The organism is Amycolatopsis cynarae (assembly GCF_026802195.1).
Taxonomy (GTDB): domain Bacteria; phylum Actinomycetota; class Actinomycetes; order Mycobacteriales; family Pseudonocardiaceae; genus Amycolatopsis_E; species Amycolatopsis_E rhizosphaerae.
Map to the genome: position 1 here is coordinate 1,306,145 of NZ_CP113836.1, position 14,878 is coordinate 1,321,022.

Sequence of the window (14,878 nt, forward strand, 5' to 3'; positions counted from 1 at the left end):
TCAGGAAGGGACCGGCTCCGCGGGCACGTCCCGCATCCGCCGCAGCGGCGACACGAGCAGTGCGGTCATCGGCACGACCAGCGCCGCGGACGCGACCCACAGCGTGCCCCGCACGCCCAGCGCTTCCCCGGCCACCCCGCCCAGGAGGCCGCCGAGGGGCATGGTGCCCCACACCACGAACCGGACGGTCGCGTTCATCCGGCCGAGCAGCCGGTCGGGGCAGATCGTCTGCCGGTAGCTGACCTGCGCGACGTTGTAGACGATGACGCCGTAGCTCATGATCGCGAGCCCGGCGGCCACCAGTGCGACGCGCGGGCCGGGGGCGGCCAGTGGCACGAGGCACTGCGCGGGCCAGGTGAACAGCGGGATCAGCCAGATCGAGCGGGCCTGGCCGAGGCGGCGGATCCAGAACCCCGCGGTCAGCGCCCCGGCCACCCCGCCCGCGCCCATCGAGGTCAGCAGGGCGCCGACGGCCGCCGAGCCCAGCCCCAGGTCACGGGTCAGGAACAGGATCTGCATCGAGGCGAACATGGTGTTCGCGAGGTTGGCCGTCGCGGTGCAGATCGTGATCGCGCGCAGGACCGGGTTGGTGAACACGAACTTGAGCCCCTGGGCGATGCTGGTGCGCAGCGGCGTGCCGTCGCGCGGTTCCGGGGCGGGTTCAGTGGCCTTGATCCGCAGGAGGAATAGGCCGGAGGCGACGAAGCCGAGTCCGGTGGCGAGCACCGCGTTGGCCGCCCCGAGCAACTGGGTGAGCGCACCGCCGAGCCCCGGTCCCACCACCCCCGCGGTGGACTGGCTGGCCTGCAGTTTCGTGTTGCCTTCGACCAGTTGGGCCCGTCCCACCAGCGAGGGCAGGTAGGACTGGTAGGACACGTCGAAGAACACCGTCGCGGCGCTGACCAGCAGGGCGACGACGATCAACTGCGCCAGGGTCAGCACCCCCGCCCACCAGGCGAGGGGCACGGTGGCCAGCAGGGCGGCGCGGGCGAAGTCGGCCCGCAGCATCAAGGGACGCCGCCGCATCCGGTCCACCCACACCCCGGCGGGCAGCCCGATGAGCAGGAAGGCCGCGTTCTCGGTGGCGGTGAGCAGGCCCATCTCGAACGGGGTGGCGGCCAGCACGGTGGCGGCGAGCAGGGGGATGACGGTCTGACCGACGTAGGTGCCGAGCTGACCGGCCGTGTCGCCCGCCCACAGCCGGCGGAAGTCGGGGTGGAACAGCAGGGAGTCGCGCCGCATGGCGGGTAGCCTGCCGCAAGTGATTGGAAATCGTCAATCACTTTTGCGGCCACTGCCGCTCGGGGCATCCCGCCCCGGCTTAGGCTGGTCGCGTGACGGAGCGGCGGAAGGCGACCGAGGCGGAGGCGAACGCGCTGGCCTCCGGAATACGGCTGCGCATCATCCGGTTGACCCATGCGGAGGCGCTGACGAACAAGGAACTCGCCGAGCGCCTGCACCGGGATCCCGCCACCACCCTCCACCACGTGCGAAAGCTCGTGGAAACGGGTTTTCTGGCGCCCCAGCAGCCCCGCCGGGGCAACCGGGGGGCCAAGGAGATCCCCTACCTCTCCACCGGGCTCTCCTGGCAGCTCGACGGCATGGGGGAGGAACTGGACGAAGCGATGCTCGAGGCCTACCTCGCGGAGATCACCGAGGTCCCGGCCGGCGGCCTGAAACAGACCCGGCTGGTGGTGCGGCTCTCGCCGGAGGAGCTCGAAGAGTTCACCACCAGGCTCGACGACCTGTTCGAGGAGTACGTGGCGAAGCCGCCCCGGGACGGCACCGAGGGCACCGCGATCTACCTCGCGACCTATCCGAGCCGGTAAAGAGTTCGGTTTCTCCCGCGAACCGTGGGACGATGGAAGGACGATGACAGAACTGACACACACATCGGCAAACACGGACTTTCGCGACGACCCCTCGGTCGGCGAGCTGGAACTCGAGGACCGCGTCTCGCTGCGGCGGGTCGCGGGACTGTCCACCGAACTGGCGGACGTCACCGAGGTCGAATACCGGCAGCTCCGGCTCGAACGCGTGGTGCTGGTCGGCGTGTGGACCGAAGGCACCGCGGCGCAGTCCGAGGCCTCGCTCGCCGAGCTGGCGCGCCTGGCCGAGACCGCCGGTTCCGAGGTGCTGGAGGGCCTCGTCCAGCGGCGGGACCGGCCCGACCCGGCCACCTACATCGGCTCGGGCAAGGTCCGGGAGCTGGCCGACATCGTGATCTCCACCGGCGCCGACACGGTGATCTGCGACGGTGAGCTTTCGCCCGGCCAGCTGCGCCAGCTGGAGGCGAAGCTCAAGGTCAAGGTGATCGACCGGACGGCGCTGATCCTGGACATCTTCGCCCAGCACGCGCGCTCCAAGGAGGGCAAGGCGCAGGTCGAGCTGGCCCAGCTGCAGTACCTCATCCCGCGGCTGCGCGGCTGGGGCGAGACGCTGTCCCGGCAGGCCGGTGGCCGGGCGGGCGGCGCGAACGGCGGTGTGGGCCTGCGTGGTCCCGGTGAGACCAAGCTCGAGACCGACCGGCGGCGGATCAACAAGCGGGTGGCCAAGCTGCGCCGCGAGATCGCCGCGATGGACACCATCCGCGACACCAAGCGCGGCAGGCGGGTGGCCAACGAGGTGCCGAGCGTGGCCATCGTCGGCTACACCAACGCCGGTAAGTCGAGCCTGCTCAACGCGATCACCGGGGCCGGGGTGCTGGTGGAGAACGCGCTGTTCGCCACCCTGGACCCGACCACGCGGCGCGCCAGCACGCCCGACGGGCGGACGTACACGCTGACCGACACGGTCGGGTTCGTCCGGCACCTGCCCCACCAGCTGGTGGACGCGTTCCGGTCGACGCTCGACGAGGCCGCGGACGCCGATCTGCTGGTGCACGTCGTGGACGGCTCCGACCCCGCTCCCGAGGAGCAGGTGAACGCGGTGCACGAGGTGCTGGCGGAGATCAACCGGACCCGTTCGCAGCCGTTGCCGCCCGAGCTGATCGTGATCAACAAGGCGGACGCGGCCGACGAGCTGTCCCTGGTGCGGCTGCGGCATCTGCTGCCCGACGCGGTCGTGGTGTCCGCCCGCACCGGCGAGGGTGTGTCCGCGCTCCTCGAGCGGATCGCGGAGCGCCTGCCGCGGCCGGAGGTGACCGTGGAGGTGCTGGTCCCCTACACGCGCGGGGATCTGGTCGCCCGGACCCACGCCGACGGCGAGGTCCTGAGCGAGGAGCACCTGCCGGAGGGAACGCGCCTGTGCGCCCGGGTCCGGCCGGACCTGGCTTCCGCGCTGGACGCCTACGTCGTGCACGGCTCGCCCGCCTGACGTGGCGAGGCGGCACACGGCTCCAGGGAGCCCGGGGAAGCACCCGGGCTCCCTTTTCGTGCTCCTGGCCTGCCTGCTGACGGTGCTTTCGAACGCTCCCGCGGCGGCGGCCTCCGTGGGTTTCCGGGCGGCAGTGACATCCGCGGAACCGGTGCCGGTGTGCACGGTGACCGACCGGCGGATCACCGAACTGTCCGGTCTGGTCGCTGACGGACGCCAGTGGTACGCGATCAACGACGGCGGTTCGCGGGTGGAGGTGTTCGTGCTGGGGCGCGACTGCTCGGTCCAGCGGATGATCACCGCCCCCACCGATCCCTACGACGTGGAGGATCTCGCTCGGGCCGCCGACGGCACGCTGTGGCTGTCCGACACCGGTGACAACGACAAGAAACGGGACACGGTGGCCCTGCTGGCGGTGACCCCGCAGGGCCGGACCACCCTCTATCGGCTGACCTATCCGGATGGCCGGCACGACACCGAGGCCCTGCTGCTGGACGCCGGGGGAACGCCGTACCTGGTGACGAAGAACCCGTTCGGCGACACCGGGATCTACACCCCGGCGGGGCGGCTCACCAGTCCCGGTCCGACCCCGTTGACCCGCGCCGGTTCGCTGAGCTTCCACTCGACGGGCACCGTGGGCGGGCCGGTGGCGGGGTTCGGCTCGGTGCTCGTCACGGGCGGGGCGACCAGCGCGGACGGGAAGATGGTCGCGCTGCGCACCTACACCGACGCCTACCTCTACCCCGCACCGGACGGGGATGTGCTCGCCGCCCTGCGAAGGGAGCCGGTGCGGGTGCCGCTGCCGGACGAGCCGCAGGGGGAGGCGATCGCGTTCGAACCCGACGGGACCCTGCTGTCCGGCGGGGAGGGCGTCGGACAGCCGATTCGTGCGGTACCCGGCGCGGTCGCGCTGGCGGCGAACACGAGCACCGGCCCGGCTTCGCCCGCCGGGAACGGAGAAACGGCGACGACGGGGAAGTCTTCGGGGATGCGGACGATGCCGGGCCTGCTCCTCGCGGTGGCCCTGGCCAGCGCCCTGGTGTTCGGCGGGGGATGGATCAAGCGCCGTCTCGGCAGGTGACCGGCCCCCGCCCCGCCGAAGCACGCAGGGCGTGCCCGCTCCGGCGGGGGTGCGGGGCCGTGCCGTTCATGAGGAGGAGATCCCGCAGCCAGGGACCGCCACCCGCACCGCCGCGCAAAACACTTCGATACAGCTCTCAGAGACGGCGCAGGACTGCGACGACCTTGCCCAGGATGGTGGCGTCGTCACCCGGAATCGGCTCGTAGGCTTCGTTGTGCGGCAGCAGCCAGACGTGGCCGCCCTTGCGCTTGAAGGTCTTGACCGTGGCCTCGCCCTCGATCATCGCCGCCACGATCTCGCCGTTGTTGGCGGTCGGCTGCTGCCGGACCACCACCCAGTCGCCGTCGGTGATCGCGGCGTCGATCATCGAGTCGCCCGCGACCTTGAGCAGGAACACCTCGCCCTCGCCGACGATGTCCTTGGGCAGGGGGAAGACGTCTTCGACGGACTGCTCGGCCAGCACCGGGCCACCGGCGGCGATCCGGCCGACCACGGGCACGTAGGCGGGCTTGGGCATCTGCGCCTCGGTGCGGCCGATGCGCGCCGCCCGCTCGGCGTCGGCGGTGAGCACGCCGACCGCGCGGGGGCGGTTCGCGTCACGACGCAGGTAGCCCTTGCGCTGGAGGGTGCGCAACTGGTGCGAGACGGAGGAGGTGGAGGTGAGCCCGACGGCCTCGCCGATCTCCCGCACGCTGGGCGGGTAACCGAACCGGTCGACCCAGGCCCGGATGACCTCCAGTACCTGCTGCTGGCGCGGGCTGAGCCCCTCCTCGACGTCTTCGGGGTCGGGAAGCGGGTGCACGTTCCCGAAACGGCCGCCGGGCCGCGGGGGGATCTCGGCCGCTTCGTCGGTGTCTGTCATTGTGCTGCCTCCCAGTTCTCTGTCCGCACGGCACCCGGCGATCACCCCGCGACCGACCGATGCCACCGGCGCCGTAGCGGCGCCGGGACGGCGTCAGGACGGGCACCGGCTTCCGGACCGCGCGACCGGCGCGATTCGCCTTCTCCTGGTCACCCACGGTAGTCCAGGAGGCCGTGAACATCAAACAACTGTTCGAGCGACACGCCGGGTGGGGCTCGATTTCGGCGGGGCCGGGTGGTACACATTCGCTCTGAGGTTCGATAGAACTGGTGTTCGACCTGGCTCCCGCGGTGCTCGGTGCCGGACCAGGTCCCAGACCTGCGAGGAGGCCGGCGCGATGTCGGTGCTGCTGAATGGCGTCTCCGCTCTCGAACGAGTCACCGAAGGCCGGAAGGTCCTCCGCCCCGCGGGGGAGCCCGGGCGGCCCCCGACGAGGGCGCGGCTGGTGGCGGCCTGCGGCCGTCCGGTGGGTTCCGGTTGCGGGCCCAGGCCGGTCACCTGGCGGTGGCGATGGCTGCTCGCGCTCGCGCTGGTGGCCGCCCTGCTCGTCGCCGGGCTCAGCCTGTTCGCCGGCCGCGTGTCGGGCGCGGTGCCGGAGCGCACCGCGACCGTCACCGTGGGCGCCGGGGAAAACCTGTGGACGCTCGCCCACCGGTACGCGCCGGGGGCGGATCCGGATGCGGTGGTCGCCCGGATCCGCGAACTGAACCGCCTCGGCGGCGGCGCGGTCGTGGACGGCATGCCGCTGACCGTCCCCGTCGGGGGGAACTTCTCGGGTGCCGGGAACTGATCCGCGCTGGTCCGGCGGCTGCGGGCCGCCGGGGCGAGGAACGACACGTCCGACAAGGCCACCCCTCGCTTGCGCCCCGACTGCGCGCGTTCTAAGGTCCACCGCTATATGTAGTAGTTACATGGCTGTAGTTGGTCCACAAGTTGGGGTAGTCTGAAGCGAGTTGTCCACAGCTGCTCGGTACTTACCCACCGGCTGTCCACAAGTCGATCACCAGGTCGACGCCGTTTCCTTGACCGTTGCGTGGCGGGCTGAGCGGCGGTGGGTAGCCCCTGGGGGAGCCGTGCAACGGAACTGACGGAAGGGAAAGGTGATCGGCCGATGCGGTGCCCGTTCTGCCGCCATGCCGACTCCCGGGTCGTCGACTCTCGCGAGGTGGATGAGGGACAGGCGATCCGCCGCCGCAGGTCGTGTTCGGCGTGTGGCCGCCGGTTCACCACCTCCGAGACGATGGTGCTCGCCGTCGTGAAGCGTTCCGGGGTGACCGAGCAGTTCAGCAGGGACAAGGTGGTCCGGGGCGTGCGCCGGGCCTGCCAGGGCAGGCCGGTCGACGACGACGCCCTGCAGCAGCTCGCGCAGCGGGTGGAGGAAACCATCCGCTCCACGGGGGTCGCGGAGATCCCGAGCCACGAGGTCGGCCTGGCCATTCTCGGCCCGCTTCGCGAGCTCGACGAGGTCGCCTACCTCCGGTTCGCCAGTGTCTACCGGTCCTTCTCGTCCGTCGAGGACTTCGAGAAGGAGATTGCGGACCTGCGCAAGGCCATGGCGGATTCGGTACCGGAAGGCGAATGACCGCCTCCGGCAGGAGAGGGAGATCATGACGGAGACCGTGGCGACGGGCGGCAAAAGCGCGAAGAGGGGCAAGCGAGGCCTGAGCGTCGCCCGCGTGTTCACCACCGAGGGCGTGCACCCCTACGACGAGGTGGACTGGGAAAAGCGCGACGTCGTGATGACGAACTGGCGCGACGGCTCGATCAACTTCGAGCAGCGCGGTGTGGAGTTCCCCGACTTCTGGTCGGTCAACGCCACCAACATCGTCACGAGCAAGTACTTCCGGGGCGCGGTGGGCAGCCCCCAGCGTGAGCACAGCCTCAAGCAGCTCATCGACCGGGTCGTGAAGACCTACGTCAAGGCGGGCACCGAGAACGGCTACTTCGCCGGCGCCGCCGACGCCGAGATCTTCGAGCACGAGCTGACCTGGATGCTGCTGCACCAGGTGTTCAGCTTCAACTCGCCCGTGTGGTTCAACGTCGGCACGACCTCCCGGCAGCAGGTCAGCGCCTGCTTCATCCTGGCGGTCGACGACAACATGGAGTCGATTCTCAACTGGTACAAGGAAGAAGGGCTGATCTTCAAGGGCGGCTCGGGCGCGGGCCTGAACCTGTCCCGCATCCGCTCCTCCAAGGAACTGCTCTCCTCCGGCGGCACCGCCTCCGGCCCGGTGTCGTTCATGCGCGGCGCCGACGCCTCGGCGGGCACCATCAAATCCGGTGGTGCCACGCGCCGTGCCGCGAAGATGGTCGTGCTGGACGTCGACCACCCGGACATCGAGGAGTTCATCCAGACCAAGGCGCGCGAGGAAAAGAAGATCAGGGTCCTGCGCGACGCCGGGTTCGACATGGACCTGTCCGGCGCGGACATCAACTCCGTGCAGTACCAGAACGCGAACAACTCGGTGCGGGTCAGCGACGAGTTCATGCACGCGGTGGAAGACGACGGCGACTTCGGCCTGCGGGCCCGGCTCACCGGTGAGGAGATCGAGCGGGTCGGTGCGAAGAAGCTGTTCCGCTCGATGGCGCAGGCGGCGTGGGAATGCGCCGACCCGGGCCTGCAGTACGACGACACGATCAACGACTGGCACACCTGCCCGGAGTCGGGCCGCATCACCGCGTCGAACCCGTGCAGCGAGTACATGCACCTGGACAACTCCAGCTGCAACCTGGCCTCGCTGAACCTGCTGAAGTTCCTGTCCGACGACGGCACCTTCGACGCGCCGCTGTTCGTCAAGGCGGTCGAGTTCATCATCACCGCGATGGACATCTCGATCTGCTTCGCGGACTTCCCCACCGAGGCGATCGGCGACACCACGCGGAAGTTCCGCCAGTTGGGCATCGGCTACGCCAACCTGGGCGCGCTGCTGATGGCCACCGGCCACGCCTACGACTCCGACGGCGGGCGCGCGCTGGCCGCGGCGATCACCTCGCTGATGACCGGTACCTCCTACCGCCGGTCGGCCGAGCTGGCCGGCATCGTCGGCCCGTACGAGGGCTACGCCCGCAACGCCGAGGCGCACCAGCGCGTGATGCGCAAGCACTCGGCCGCCAACGACGCGATCCGCACCTACCACGCCAACGATGTGGCGGTGCGCGATCTGGCTACCCGGGAATGGCAGCGCGGCATCGAGGTCGGCACGAAGAACGGCTGGCGCAACGCGCAGGCCAGCGTGCTGGCCCCGACCGGCACCATCGGCTTCATGATGGACTGCGACACCACCGGTATCGAGCCGGACTTCTCGCTGGTGAAGTTCAAGAAGCTGGTCGGCGGCGGGTCCATGCAGATCGTCAACCAGACCGTGCCGCGGGCGCTGAAGGCGCTGGGCTACCAGGACGAGCAGATCGAGGCGATCGTCGAGTACATCGCCCAGCACGGCCACGTGGTGGACGCCCCGGGCCTGCGCCCCGAGCACTACGAGGTGTTCGACTGCGCGATCGGTGAGCGGTCCATCGCGCCGATGGGCCACGTGCGGATGATGGCCGCGGTGCAGCCGTTCATCTCGGGCGCGATTTCCAAGACGGTCAACATGCCCGAGTCGGCGACCGTCGAGGACGTCGAGGAGATCTACTTCCAGGGCTGGAAGCTGGGCCTGAAGGCGCTGGCGATCTACCGCGACAACTGCAAGGTCGGCCAGCCGCTGTCCTCGGCGAAGAAGGAAACGGCCGTGGCGGTGGCCGAACCGGAGAAGATCGTCGAGTACAAGCCGGTCCGCAAGCGCCTGCCGAAGAAGCGTCCGAGCCAGACCCTGTCGTTCACCGTCGGCGGTGCCGAGGGGTACCTGCACGCCGGTTCCTACCCGGACGACGGGCTCGGCGAGATCTTCGTCAAGCTCGGCAAGCAGGGATCGACCCTGGCCGGTGTGATGGACGCCTTCTCGATGTCGATCTCGGTGGGCCTGCAGTACGGCATCCCGCTCGAGTTCTACGTGTCGAAGTTCTCGAACCTGCGGTTCGAGCCGGCAGGCATGACCGACGACCCGGACATCCGCATCGCCACCAGCGTGCTGGACTACCTGTTCCGCCGCCTGGCGCTGGACTACCTGCCCTACGACAAGCGCGCGCAGCTCGGCATCTTCACCGCCGAGGAGCGCACCGCGCAGGTCGAGGCGGACTACGGCACGCCTGCCGCCGTCGAGCAGGAAAGCGTGGACCTGGAAGCCCTGCGCAGCACGGTGGAGTCGAACCAGTCCAAGGTGGACACCGAGTCCGCGCACAGCACCGCCGAGCTGATGGAACTGCACCTCGGCAAGGCCGCGGACGCGCCGCTGTGCATGACCTGCGGCACCAAGATGCGGCCGGCCGGTTCGTGCTACGTCTGCGAGGGCTGCGGCGCCACCTCCGGCTGCAGCTGATACATCGAATACCAGGTCGGGCGGGGTGTCGATGATCCAGTCGGCACCCCGCCCGACCTGGTGGCGGTCATCCTGCCGCGTTTGAAACGACCTCGCCGAAGCGCCCACGCCTTCAAACGGGAGTACGGCGTGGCCCCGGGCAGATACCGGCGTGCGACCGCAGTGCTGGGCGCGGAATAGCGAACTCCAGGCCTCACGCCCGGAACGTGCGGCGGTAGGCGTCCGGCGGGACGCCGATCGCGCGGTGGAAGTGGCGGCGCAGCGTGGTCGCCGTGCCCATGCCCGCCGCCGAAGCGATGGTTTCGATGCTGTCGTCGGTGGCTTCCAGTAGCTCCTGCGCACGCCGGATCCGCTGCGTCAGCAGCCACTGCAGTGGGGTGGTGCCGGTGATCGAGCGGAAGTGGCGGGTCAGGTGGCGCGAGCTCATGTTCGCCTGGCGGGCCAGATCCTCCACGGTGAGTGGCTGGTCCAGCCGCCGCATCACCCAGGGGAGCAGGTCGGCCAGGGGATGGCCGTCCTGGGCGGGCACCGGCGTGGTGACGAACTGGGCCTGGCCGCCGGCCCGGTGGGGCGGCACGACCAGGCGGCGGGCGACCACGTTGGCGACCGCCGAGCCCTGGTCGCGGCGGACCAGGTGCAGGCACAGGTCCATCGCCGCGGCCTTGCCCGCGGACGTGAGCACGCTGCCGTTGTCGACGTAGAGCACGTCCGGGTCGACCTTCACCCGCGGATAGCGCGCGGCGAGGTCGTCGGTGTGTGCCCAGTGCGTGGTCGCGCTCAGCCCGTCCAGCAGTCCGGCGGCGGCGAGGACGAACGCGCCCGTGCACAGGGAGACCACCCGCGCGCCCGACTCGTGGGCCGCGCGCACCGCCTCGACCAGTTCGGCGGGCGGGTCCTCGTCGACGTCCGCCAAGGCGGGGACGATCACGGTGTCGGCGTGCGCCAGCCGGTCGAGCCCGCAGTCCGGCTCCAGCAGGAACCGGCCGACCCGGACGGCGTCCGTGCCGCACACCGTGACGTCGTACCAGGGGCCGGGCAGGACGGCCGGGGCGGAGCCGAAGACCTCGTAGGCCAGGGACAGCTCGAAGTGCAGCATCCCCTCGGTGGCGGCGACCGCCACGGAACGCGGGAAGGAGCCCATGTCGGGAATTGTACGGGTCGTGTCGTTCCAGACACTGGGCGCCGAGGGCCCGCGGGTACAGGATTTCCGTGTGGATCACTTCGAACAGGTGGGAGCGGGTATGGGATCGGGTCGGACGGTGGCGGTGTTCGGGGCCTACGGGCACACCGGGCGTTTCGTGGTCGCGGAGTTGCGCGAGCGCGGATACGTCCCGCTGCCCTCGGGCCGTGACCGGGACAAGTTGCTGGCGCTGGCGCAGGCCCAGCCGGGGCTCGAGGTGCGGCAGGCGTCGGTCGACGACGCGGCCTCGCTCGACCGCGCGCTCGACGGTGCGGCCGCCGTGATCAACTGCGCCGGGCCCTTCGCCTCGACCGCCGCCCCGCTGATCGAGGCGGCGCTGCGTGCGGGCATCCCGTATGTCGACGTGGCGGCCGAGATCGAGGCGAACGTCGACACGTTCGCGGACTTCGCGGAGCGTGCCCGTGCCGCGGGCACGCTCGTGGTTCCGGCGATGGCCTTCTACGGCGGCCTCGGCGACCTGCTGGTCACCACCGCGATGGGCGACTGGACGGCGGCGGACGAGGCGCACATCGCCTATGGCCTGAGCAGTTGGCACCCCACCGCCGGGACGCTCGCTTCGGGCGTGGTCTCCGGGAAGCGACGGGGTGGGCGCCGGGTTCGCTACACGGGCGGGCGGCTGGAGTACCACGACGACGTCATGCCGACCCTGGAGTGGCCGTTCCCGGCCCCGCTCGGTCCCCAGAGCGTCATCGGAGAATTCACCATGGCCGACGTCGTCACCGTGCCCAGCCACCTGGCCATCCCCGAGGTGTGCACCTACATGACCGCCAAGGCGGCCGCGGACCTGTCCGCTCCGGATGCCTCGGCGCCGGCCGCGGTCGACGAGCGCGGCCGCTCCGCGCAGACCTTCGTCGTCGACGTCCTCGTCCGCTCCGAGGGCACGGAACGCCGCGTGGTGGCCTCCGGTCAGGACATCTACGCCATCAGCGCGCCGCTCGCCGTGGAGGCCGTCGACCGCATCCTGACCGGCCGGGCCAGGACGATCGGCGTCGCGTCCGCCGGCGCGGCCTTCGACGCCCCGGACTTCCTCCGCGCCCTGTCCCCGCACCTCTCGCTGCACGACCCGGTCGACACCCGCGGCTGACCGCGCCGTGAGGGGTCCCTTCACAGTCGTTACGACTGTGAAGGGCCCCTCATGGCAAGCGCTGGGGGCCCCTCACGGCACCGCGGTCTAGAACATTCCGTTCGGGACTTCCCGCGCTTGCGGGACGGGCTGCACCACGTCCCAGTGCTCGGCGATGCGGCCGTCGGCCAGCCGCCAGATGTCCGTCGGCGATGAACCGGAGGAACGCGTCCCGGCCCGAGGGGTTGCCGGGGCTGTGTTCGACGAAGACGAGTCGCGCGTTTCGTCCGGCGGCAGTCGTTTCGTTCATGCCGCCGACCTTGGCGGCCCAACCGCGGTTCGTCGATTACCTTGCTGGTAGTGGCTTTCGCGGGGGACGGCCGGAAGACTGTCGTTCGTGCGTGACGATCGTCCGGTCGGTGAGCTGCTGCGCGAATGGCGGCGGCGCCGCGAGCTCAGCCAGCTCGATCTTGCCCTGCAGGCGGAGGTTTCGGCGCGCCACATCAGTTTCGTCGAAACCGGCCGGACGATCCCCAGCCGGGCGATGGTCCTGCGTCTCGCCGAACACCTGGCGGTGCCGGTCCGGGAGCGCAACCGGCTGCTGGTCGCGGCCGGGCACGCGCCGGTCTACCGGGAGTGTCCGCTCGAGGATCCGGACCTGGCCAAGGCCCATGAGGCGGTGGAGCGGGTGCTGCGGGGCCACCCGATCCGGCGGAGATCGCGATGCCCATCCGGATCGAGCACCGCGGCCGCGAGCTGTGCCTGTTCAACACCGTGACGACCTAAACCGCCCGGATTCTGCGGGACCTGGCCGCAAGCCCAGAGTATTGAATCGGTCAGTCCAAAACCTGCTAGGGTGGCAGCATGCCGCGCCCGAGGAAGTTCGACGAGGACCAGGCCGTGGAGGCGGCCATGCGCACCTTCTGGGCCCAGGGCTACGAGGCCACTTCGACCCAGGATCTGTGTGAGGCCACCGGTCTGGGCCGCAGCAGCATCTACAACACCTTCGCGAGCAAGCACGACCTGTTCCGGCGGGCGCTGACGCGCTACGCGGAGCTCATGACCGGTGCGCACCTCACCGTGCTGCGCGACGAGAAGCGTCCGGCGCTGGACCGGGTCCGCGCGTGGCTCTCGATGGTCATCGACGGGGAGTTCGAGAACCGCCGAGACGGGCGGAGCGTGGGCTGCTTCGCGATCAACACGACGGTGGAGTTGGCCGGCCGGGACGAGGAGGCGGACCGGTTGCTGCGCCGGGATCTCGAACTGCGCCTCGACGCGTTGCGGTCGCTGGTTTCGGCCGGTCAGCGCGCTGGGGAGATCGCCCCCGATCGCGACCCCGATTCCCTCGCCCGCTTCCTCAATGCGATCGTCGCCGGGATCCGGGTTTCGGCGCAGAGCGGGGCTGATCGTGCGGCGCTGGAAGCCATCGCCGCCACCGGCATGGACGCGCTGACCCGCTGAGCATCGCCGTCCTGGGGACGTGTCCCCGCTTGCCCGTGTTTTGAACTGAACAATCCAAAACAGGAGGATTCCCTTGCCCCGCGCCGTGTACGTGCTCGCCCTGGGCATCTTCGCCGTGGTGTCCAGCGAATTCCTGGTCGCCGGGCTGATGCCGCAGCTCGCCGCCGGGCTGGCGGTCACCATCCCGCAGGTCGGTTACCTCATCACCGCTTTCGCGGCGGCCATGGCGCTCGGCGGGCCGGTACTCACCGTGCTGCTGCTGCGGGTGCGCCCCAAGGCGGCGCTGATGGTGCTGTTCGCGCTCTTCCTGGCGGGCAATGCGCTCGCCGCGGTTTCCGGCGGGTACCCGGCCATGCTCGTCGCGCGGGTGCTGACCGGGATGGCCGCGCAGGCGTTGTTCGGCGTCTCGATCTCACTGACCGCGCAACTCACCCGTCCCGAAGTACGAGGACGAGCGGTCTCCGTGATGCTCAACGGGCTGATGCTGGGCACGCTCCTCGGCCTGCCCCTGGCCACCGTGACCGGCGAGTGGTTCGGCTGGCGCGCCGCGTTCTGGGCCGTCTCCGCGCTCACCGTGGTCGCCGCACTGGCCACGGCCGCCGGGGTGCCGCGCATCGATCGGTTCACCGAGGGCGGCACCCTGCGGCAGGAACTCGCCGTCTTCCGCAGGCCGCGGCTGTGGCTGGCGCTGAGCACCAGCACCTTCGTCATCGGCGCCACCTTCTCGGCGTTCAGCTACTTCAACCCCATCCTCACCCGGGTCACCGGGTTCGAAGCGGGCGCGGTCCCCTTGCTGCTCGTCGCCTACGGGGCCGCCACGGTGGCAGGCAACGCCGTCGTGGGACGGCTGGCCGACCGGCGTCCGCTGGCCGTCCTGCTGTGCGGGCTTTCCCTGAACGCGATGTTCCTGGCCGGATTCGCGTTGCTGGCGCACTTGGCCGTGCCCGCCGTGGTGTGCCTGCTCGGCATCGGGCTGGCGGGGGTGACGTTGAATCCGGCGATGGTGACCCGCGTGCAGCGAGCCGGGAACGAGCGTCCCCTGGTCAACACCGTGCACAGCTCGTTCATCACGCTCGGGATCATCATCGGTTCGTCGGTGGGCGGTCTGGTGATCTCGGCGTTCGGGTTGCGCGCCACGCTGTGGTTCGGCGTGGTGCTCGCCCTCGCCGGGCTCGTCACGCTGGTGCCCGACCTGACTGTCACGACCGAAGCGGCTGCGCCGTCCGGCCTCCAGGGTGCATGTGGCGAAAGTGCCGGTCAAGCCGATGGTGGGCGGGTGTGACCAGCACTTTCAGGTTCTCGCGGAGAGACGTTCGCTGACGGCTACTGCGCGGGCGCTTCGACCGCCAGGGCGTCAAGATGGGTGGCGACCCGCTGGAGCAGTTCCATCAACACCTTGTACTGCTCTGGCGAGAGACACTCCGTCATCCGAACCCTCAGTGCCCCGGCCTGCTCGGAAACCCGCACACCGTGAGCTTGT

13 protein-coding genes are annotated in these 14,878 nt (G+C 70.3%); 10 read left to right on the forward strand and 3 right to left on the reverse strand.

The annotated features are described in order from the left end of the window. On the reverse strand, positions 1-1,242 hold the full coding sequence (locus tag ORV05_RS06410) for an MFS transporter (protein ID WP_268757518.1): 1,242 nt from the start codon (positions 1,240-1,242) through the stop codon (positions 1-3). Positions 1,243-1,334: 92 nt separating this feature from the next. Between ORV05_RS06410 and ORV05_RS06415 the strand changes: the two genes are divergently transcribed. From ORV05_RS06415 to ORV05_RS06425, 3 genes are all read left to right on the forward strand, one after another. Continuing rightward, complete coding sequence (locus ORV05_RS06415; protein WP_268757519.1) at positions 1,335-1,829, forward strand: ArsR/SmtB family transcription factor; 495 nt, start codon at positions 1,335-1,337, stop codon at positions 1,827-1,829. A 43-nt stretch (positions 1,830-1,872) separates the two neighbouring features. Beyond that, complete coding sequence (gene hflX / locus ORV05_RS06420; protein ID WP_268757520.1) at positions 1,873-3,315, forward strand: GTPase HflX; 1,443 nt, start codon at positions 1,873-1,875, stop codon at positions 3,313-3,315. A 133-nt stretch (positions 3,316-3,448) separates the two neighbouring features. Then, positions 3,449-4,396 carry an esterase-like activity of phytase family protein gene (locus ORV05_RS06425; protein WP_268757521.1) on the forward strand — a complete coding sequence of 316 codons (948 nt, stop codon included), beginning with the start codon at positions 3,449-3,451 and terminating at the stop codon, positions 4,394-4,396. Positions 4,397-4,532: 136 nt separating this feature from the next. On the opposite strand, the gene lexA is transcribed toward ORV05_RS06425, so the two are convergent. Continuing rightward, positions 4,533-5,258 (reverse strand): transcriptional repressor LexA, encoded by a 726-nt coding sequence (gene lexA, locus ORV05_RS06430; protein ID WP_268757522.1) that lies wholly within the window; start codon positions 5,256-5,258, stop codon positions 4,533-4,535. A gap of 337 nt (positions 5,259-5,595) precedes the next feature. On the opposite strand from lexA, the gene ORV05_RS06435 reads away from it, so the two are divergent. The 3 genes from ORV05_RS06435 (at position 5,596) to ORV05_RS06445 (ending at position 9,673) form a co-directional block, all read left to right on the forward strand. Beyond that, a complete protein-coding gene (locus tag ORV05_RS06435; RefSeq protein WP_268757523.1) occupies positions 5,596-6,048 on the forward strand; it encodes a hypothetical protein in 453 nt (150 codons plus the stop codon). A 321-nt stretch (positions 6,049-6,369) separates the two neighbouring features. Then, positions 6,370-6,840: a transcriptional regulator NrdR gene (gene nrdR / locus ORV05_RS06440; protein WP_144592300.1), complete on the forward strand. Its 471-nt coding sequence runs from the start codon at positions 6,370-6,372 to the stop codon at positions 6,838-6,840. A gap of 25 nt (positions 6,841-6,865) precedes the next feature. Beyond that, on the forward strand, positions 6,866-9,673 hold the full coding sequence (locus tag ORV05_RS06445; protein ID WP_268757524.1) for a vitamin B12-dependent ribonucleotide reductase: 2,808 nt from the start codon (positions 6,866-6,868) through the stop codon (positions 9,671-9,673). A gap of 193 nt (positions 9,674-9,866) precedes the next feature. Here ORV05_RS06445 and ORV05_RS06450 read toward each other — a convergent pair whose 3' ends face one another. Next, positions 9,867-10,814 carry a helix-turn-helix domain-containing protein gene (locus tag ORV05_RS06450; RefSeq protein WP_268757525.1) on the reverse strand — a complete coding sequence of 316 codons (948 nt, stop codon included), beginning with the start codon at positions 10,812-10,814 and terminating at the stop codon, positions 9,867-9,869. A 100-nt stretch (positions 10,815-10,914) separates the two neighbouring features. Here ORV05_RS06450 and ORV05_RS06455 point away from each other — a divergent pair, with 100 nt between their 5' ends. The 4 genes from ORV05_RS06455 to ORV05_RS06470 all read left to right on the forward strand — a co-directional run bounded on the left by ORV05_RS06455 (position 10,915) and on the right by ORV05_RS06470 (position 14,680). Beyond that, positions 10,915-11,958 carry a saccharopine dehydrogenase family protein gene (locus ORV05_RS06455; protein ID WP_268759721.1) on the forward strand — a complete coding sequence of 348 codons (1,044 nt, stop codon included), beginning with the start codon at positions 10,915-10,917 and terminating at the stop codon, positions 11,956-11,958. Between the two features lie 376 nt (positions 11,959-12,334). After that, the gene (locus tag ORV05_RS06460) at positions 12,335-12,715 is read left to right on the forward strand and encodes a helix-turn-helix transcriptional regulator (RefSeq protein WP_456062015.1); all 381 of its coding nucleotides are present in this window, start codon (positions 12,335-12,337) and stop codon (positions 12,713-12,715) included. An 86-nt stretch (positions 12,716-12,801) separates the two neighbouring features. Continuing rightward, complete coding sequence (locus tag ORV05_RS06465) at positions 12,802-13,398, forward strand: TetR/AcrR family transcriptional regulator (protein WP_268757526.1); 597 nt, start codon at positions 12,802-12,804, stop codon at positions 13,396-13,398. Positions 13,399-13,471: 73 nt separating this feature from the next. Continuing rightward, entirely contained in the window at positions 13,472-14,680 is a 1,209-nt protein-coding gene (locus ORV05_RS06470; RefSeq protein WP_268757527.1) for an MFS transporter, read from the forward strand. Positions 14,681-14,878: the final 198 nt, after the last annotated feature.

What these genes read in the sequence shown, in the direction of transcription:
- ORV05_RS06410 (WP_268757518.1), bottom strand. Translation starts at nt 1,242, where the DNA reads ATGCGGCGCGACTCCCTGCTGTTCCACCCCGACTTCCGCCGGCTGTGG.
- hflX (WP_268757520.1), top strand. Translation starts at nt 1,873, where the DNA reads ATGACAGAACTGACACACACATCGGCAAACACGGACTTTCGCGACGAC.
- lexA (WP_268757522.1), bottom strand. Translation starts at nt 5,258, where the DNA reads ATGACAGACACCGACGAAGCGGCCGAGATCCCCCCGCGGCCCGGCGGC.
- ORV05_RS06435 (WP_268757523.1), top strand. Translation starts at nt 5,596, where the DNA reads ATGTCGGTGCTGCTGAATGGCGTCTCCGCTCTCGAACGAGTCACCGAA.
- nrdR (WP_144592300.1), top strand. Translation starts at nt 6,370, where the DNA reads ATGCGGTGCCCGTTCTGCCGCCATGCCGACTCCCGGGTCGTCGACTCT.
- ORV05_RS06445 (WP_268757524.1), top strand. Translation starts at nt 6,866, where the DNA reads ATGACGGAGACCGTGGCGACGGGCGGCAAAAGCGCGAAGAGGGGCAAG.
- ORV05_RS06450 (WP_268757525.1), bottom strand. Translation starts at nt 10,814, where the DNA reads ATGGGCTCCTTCCCGCGTTCCGTGGCGGTCGCCGCCACCGAGGGGATG.
- ORV05_RS06455 (WP_268759721.1), top strand. Translation starts at nt 10,915, where the DNA reads ATGGGATCGGGTCGGACGGTGGCGGTGTTCGGGGCCTACGGGCACACC.
- ORV05_RS06465 (WP_268757526.1), top strand. Translation starts at nt 12,802, where the DNA reads ATGCCGCGCCCGAGGAAGTTCGACGAGGACCAGGCCGTGGAGGCGGCC.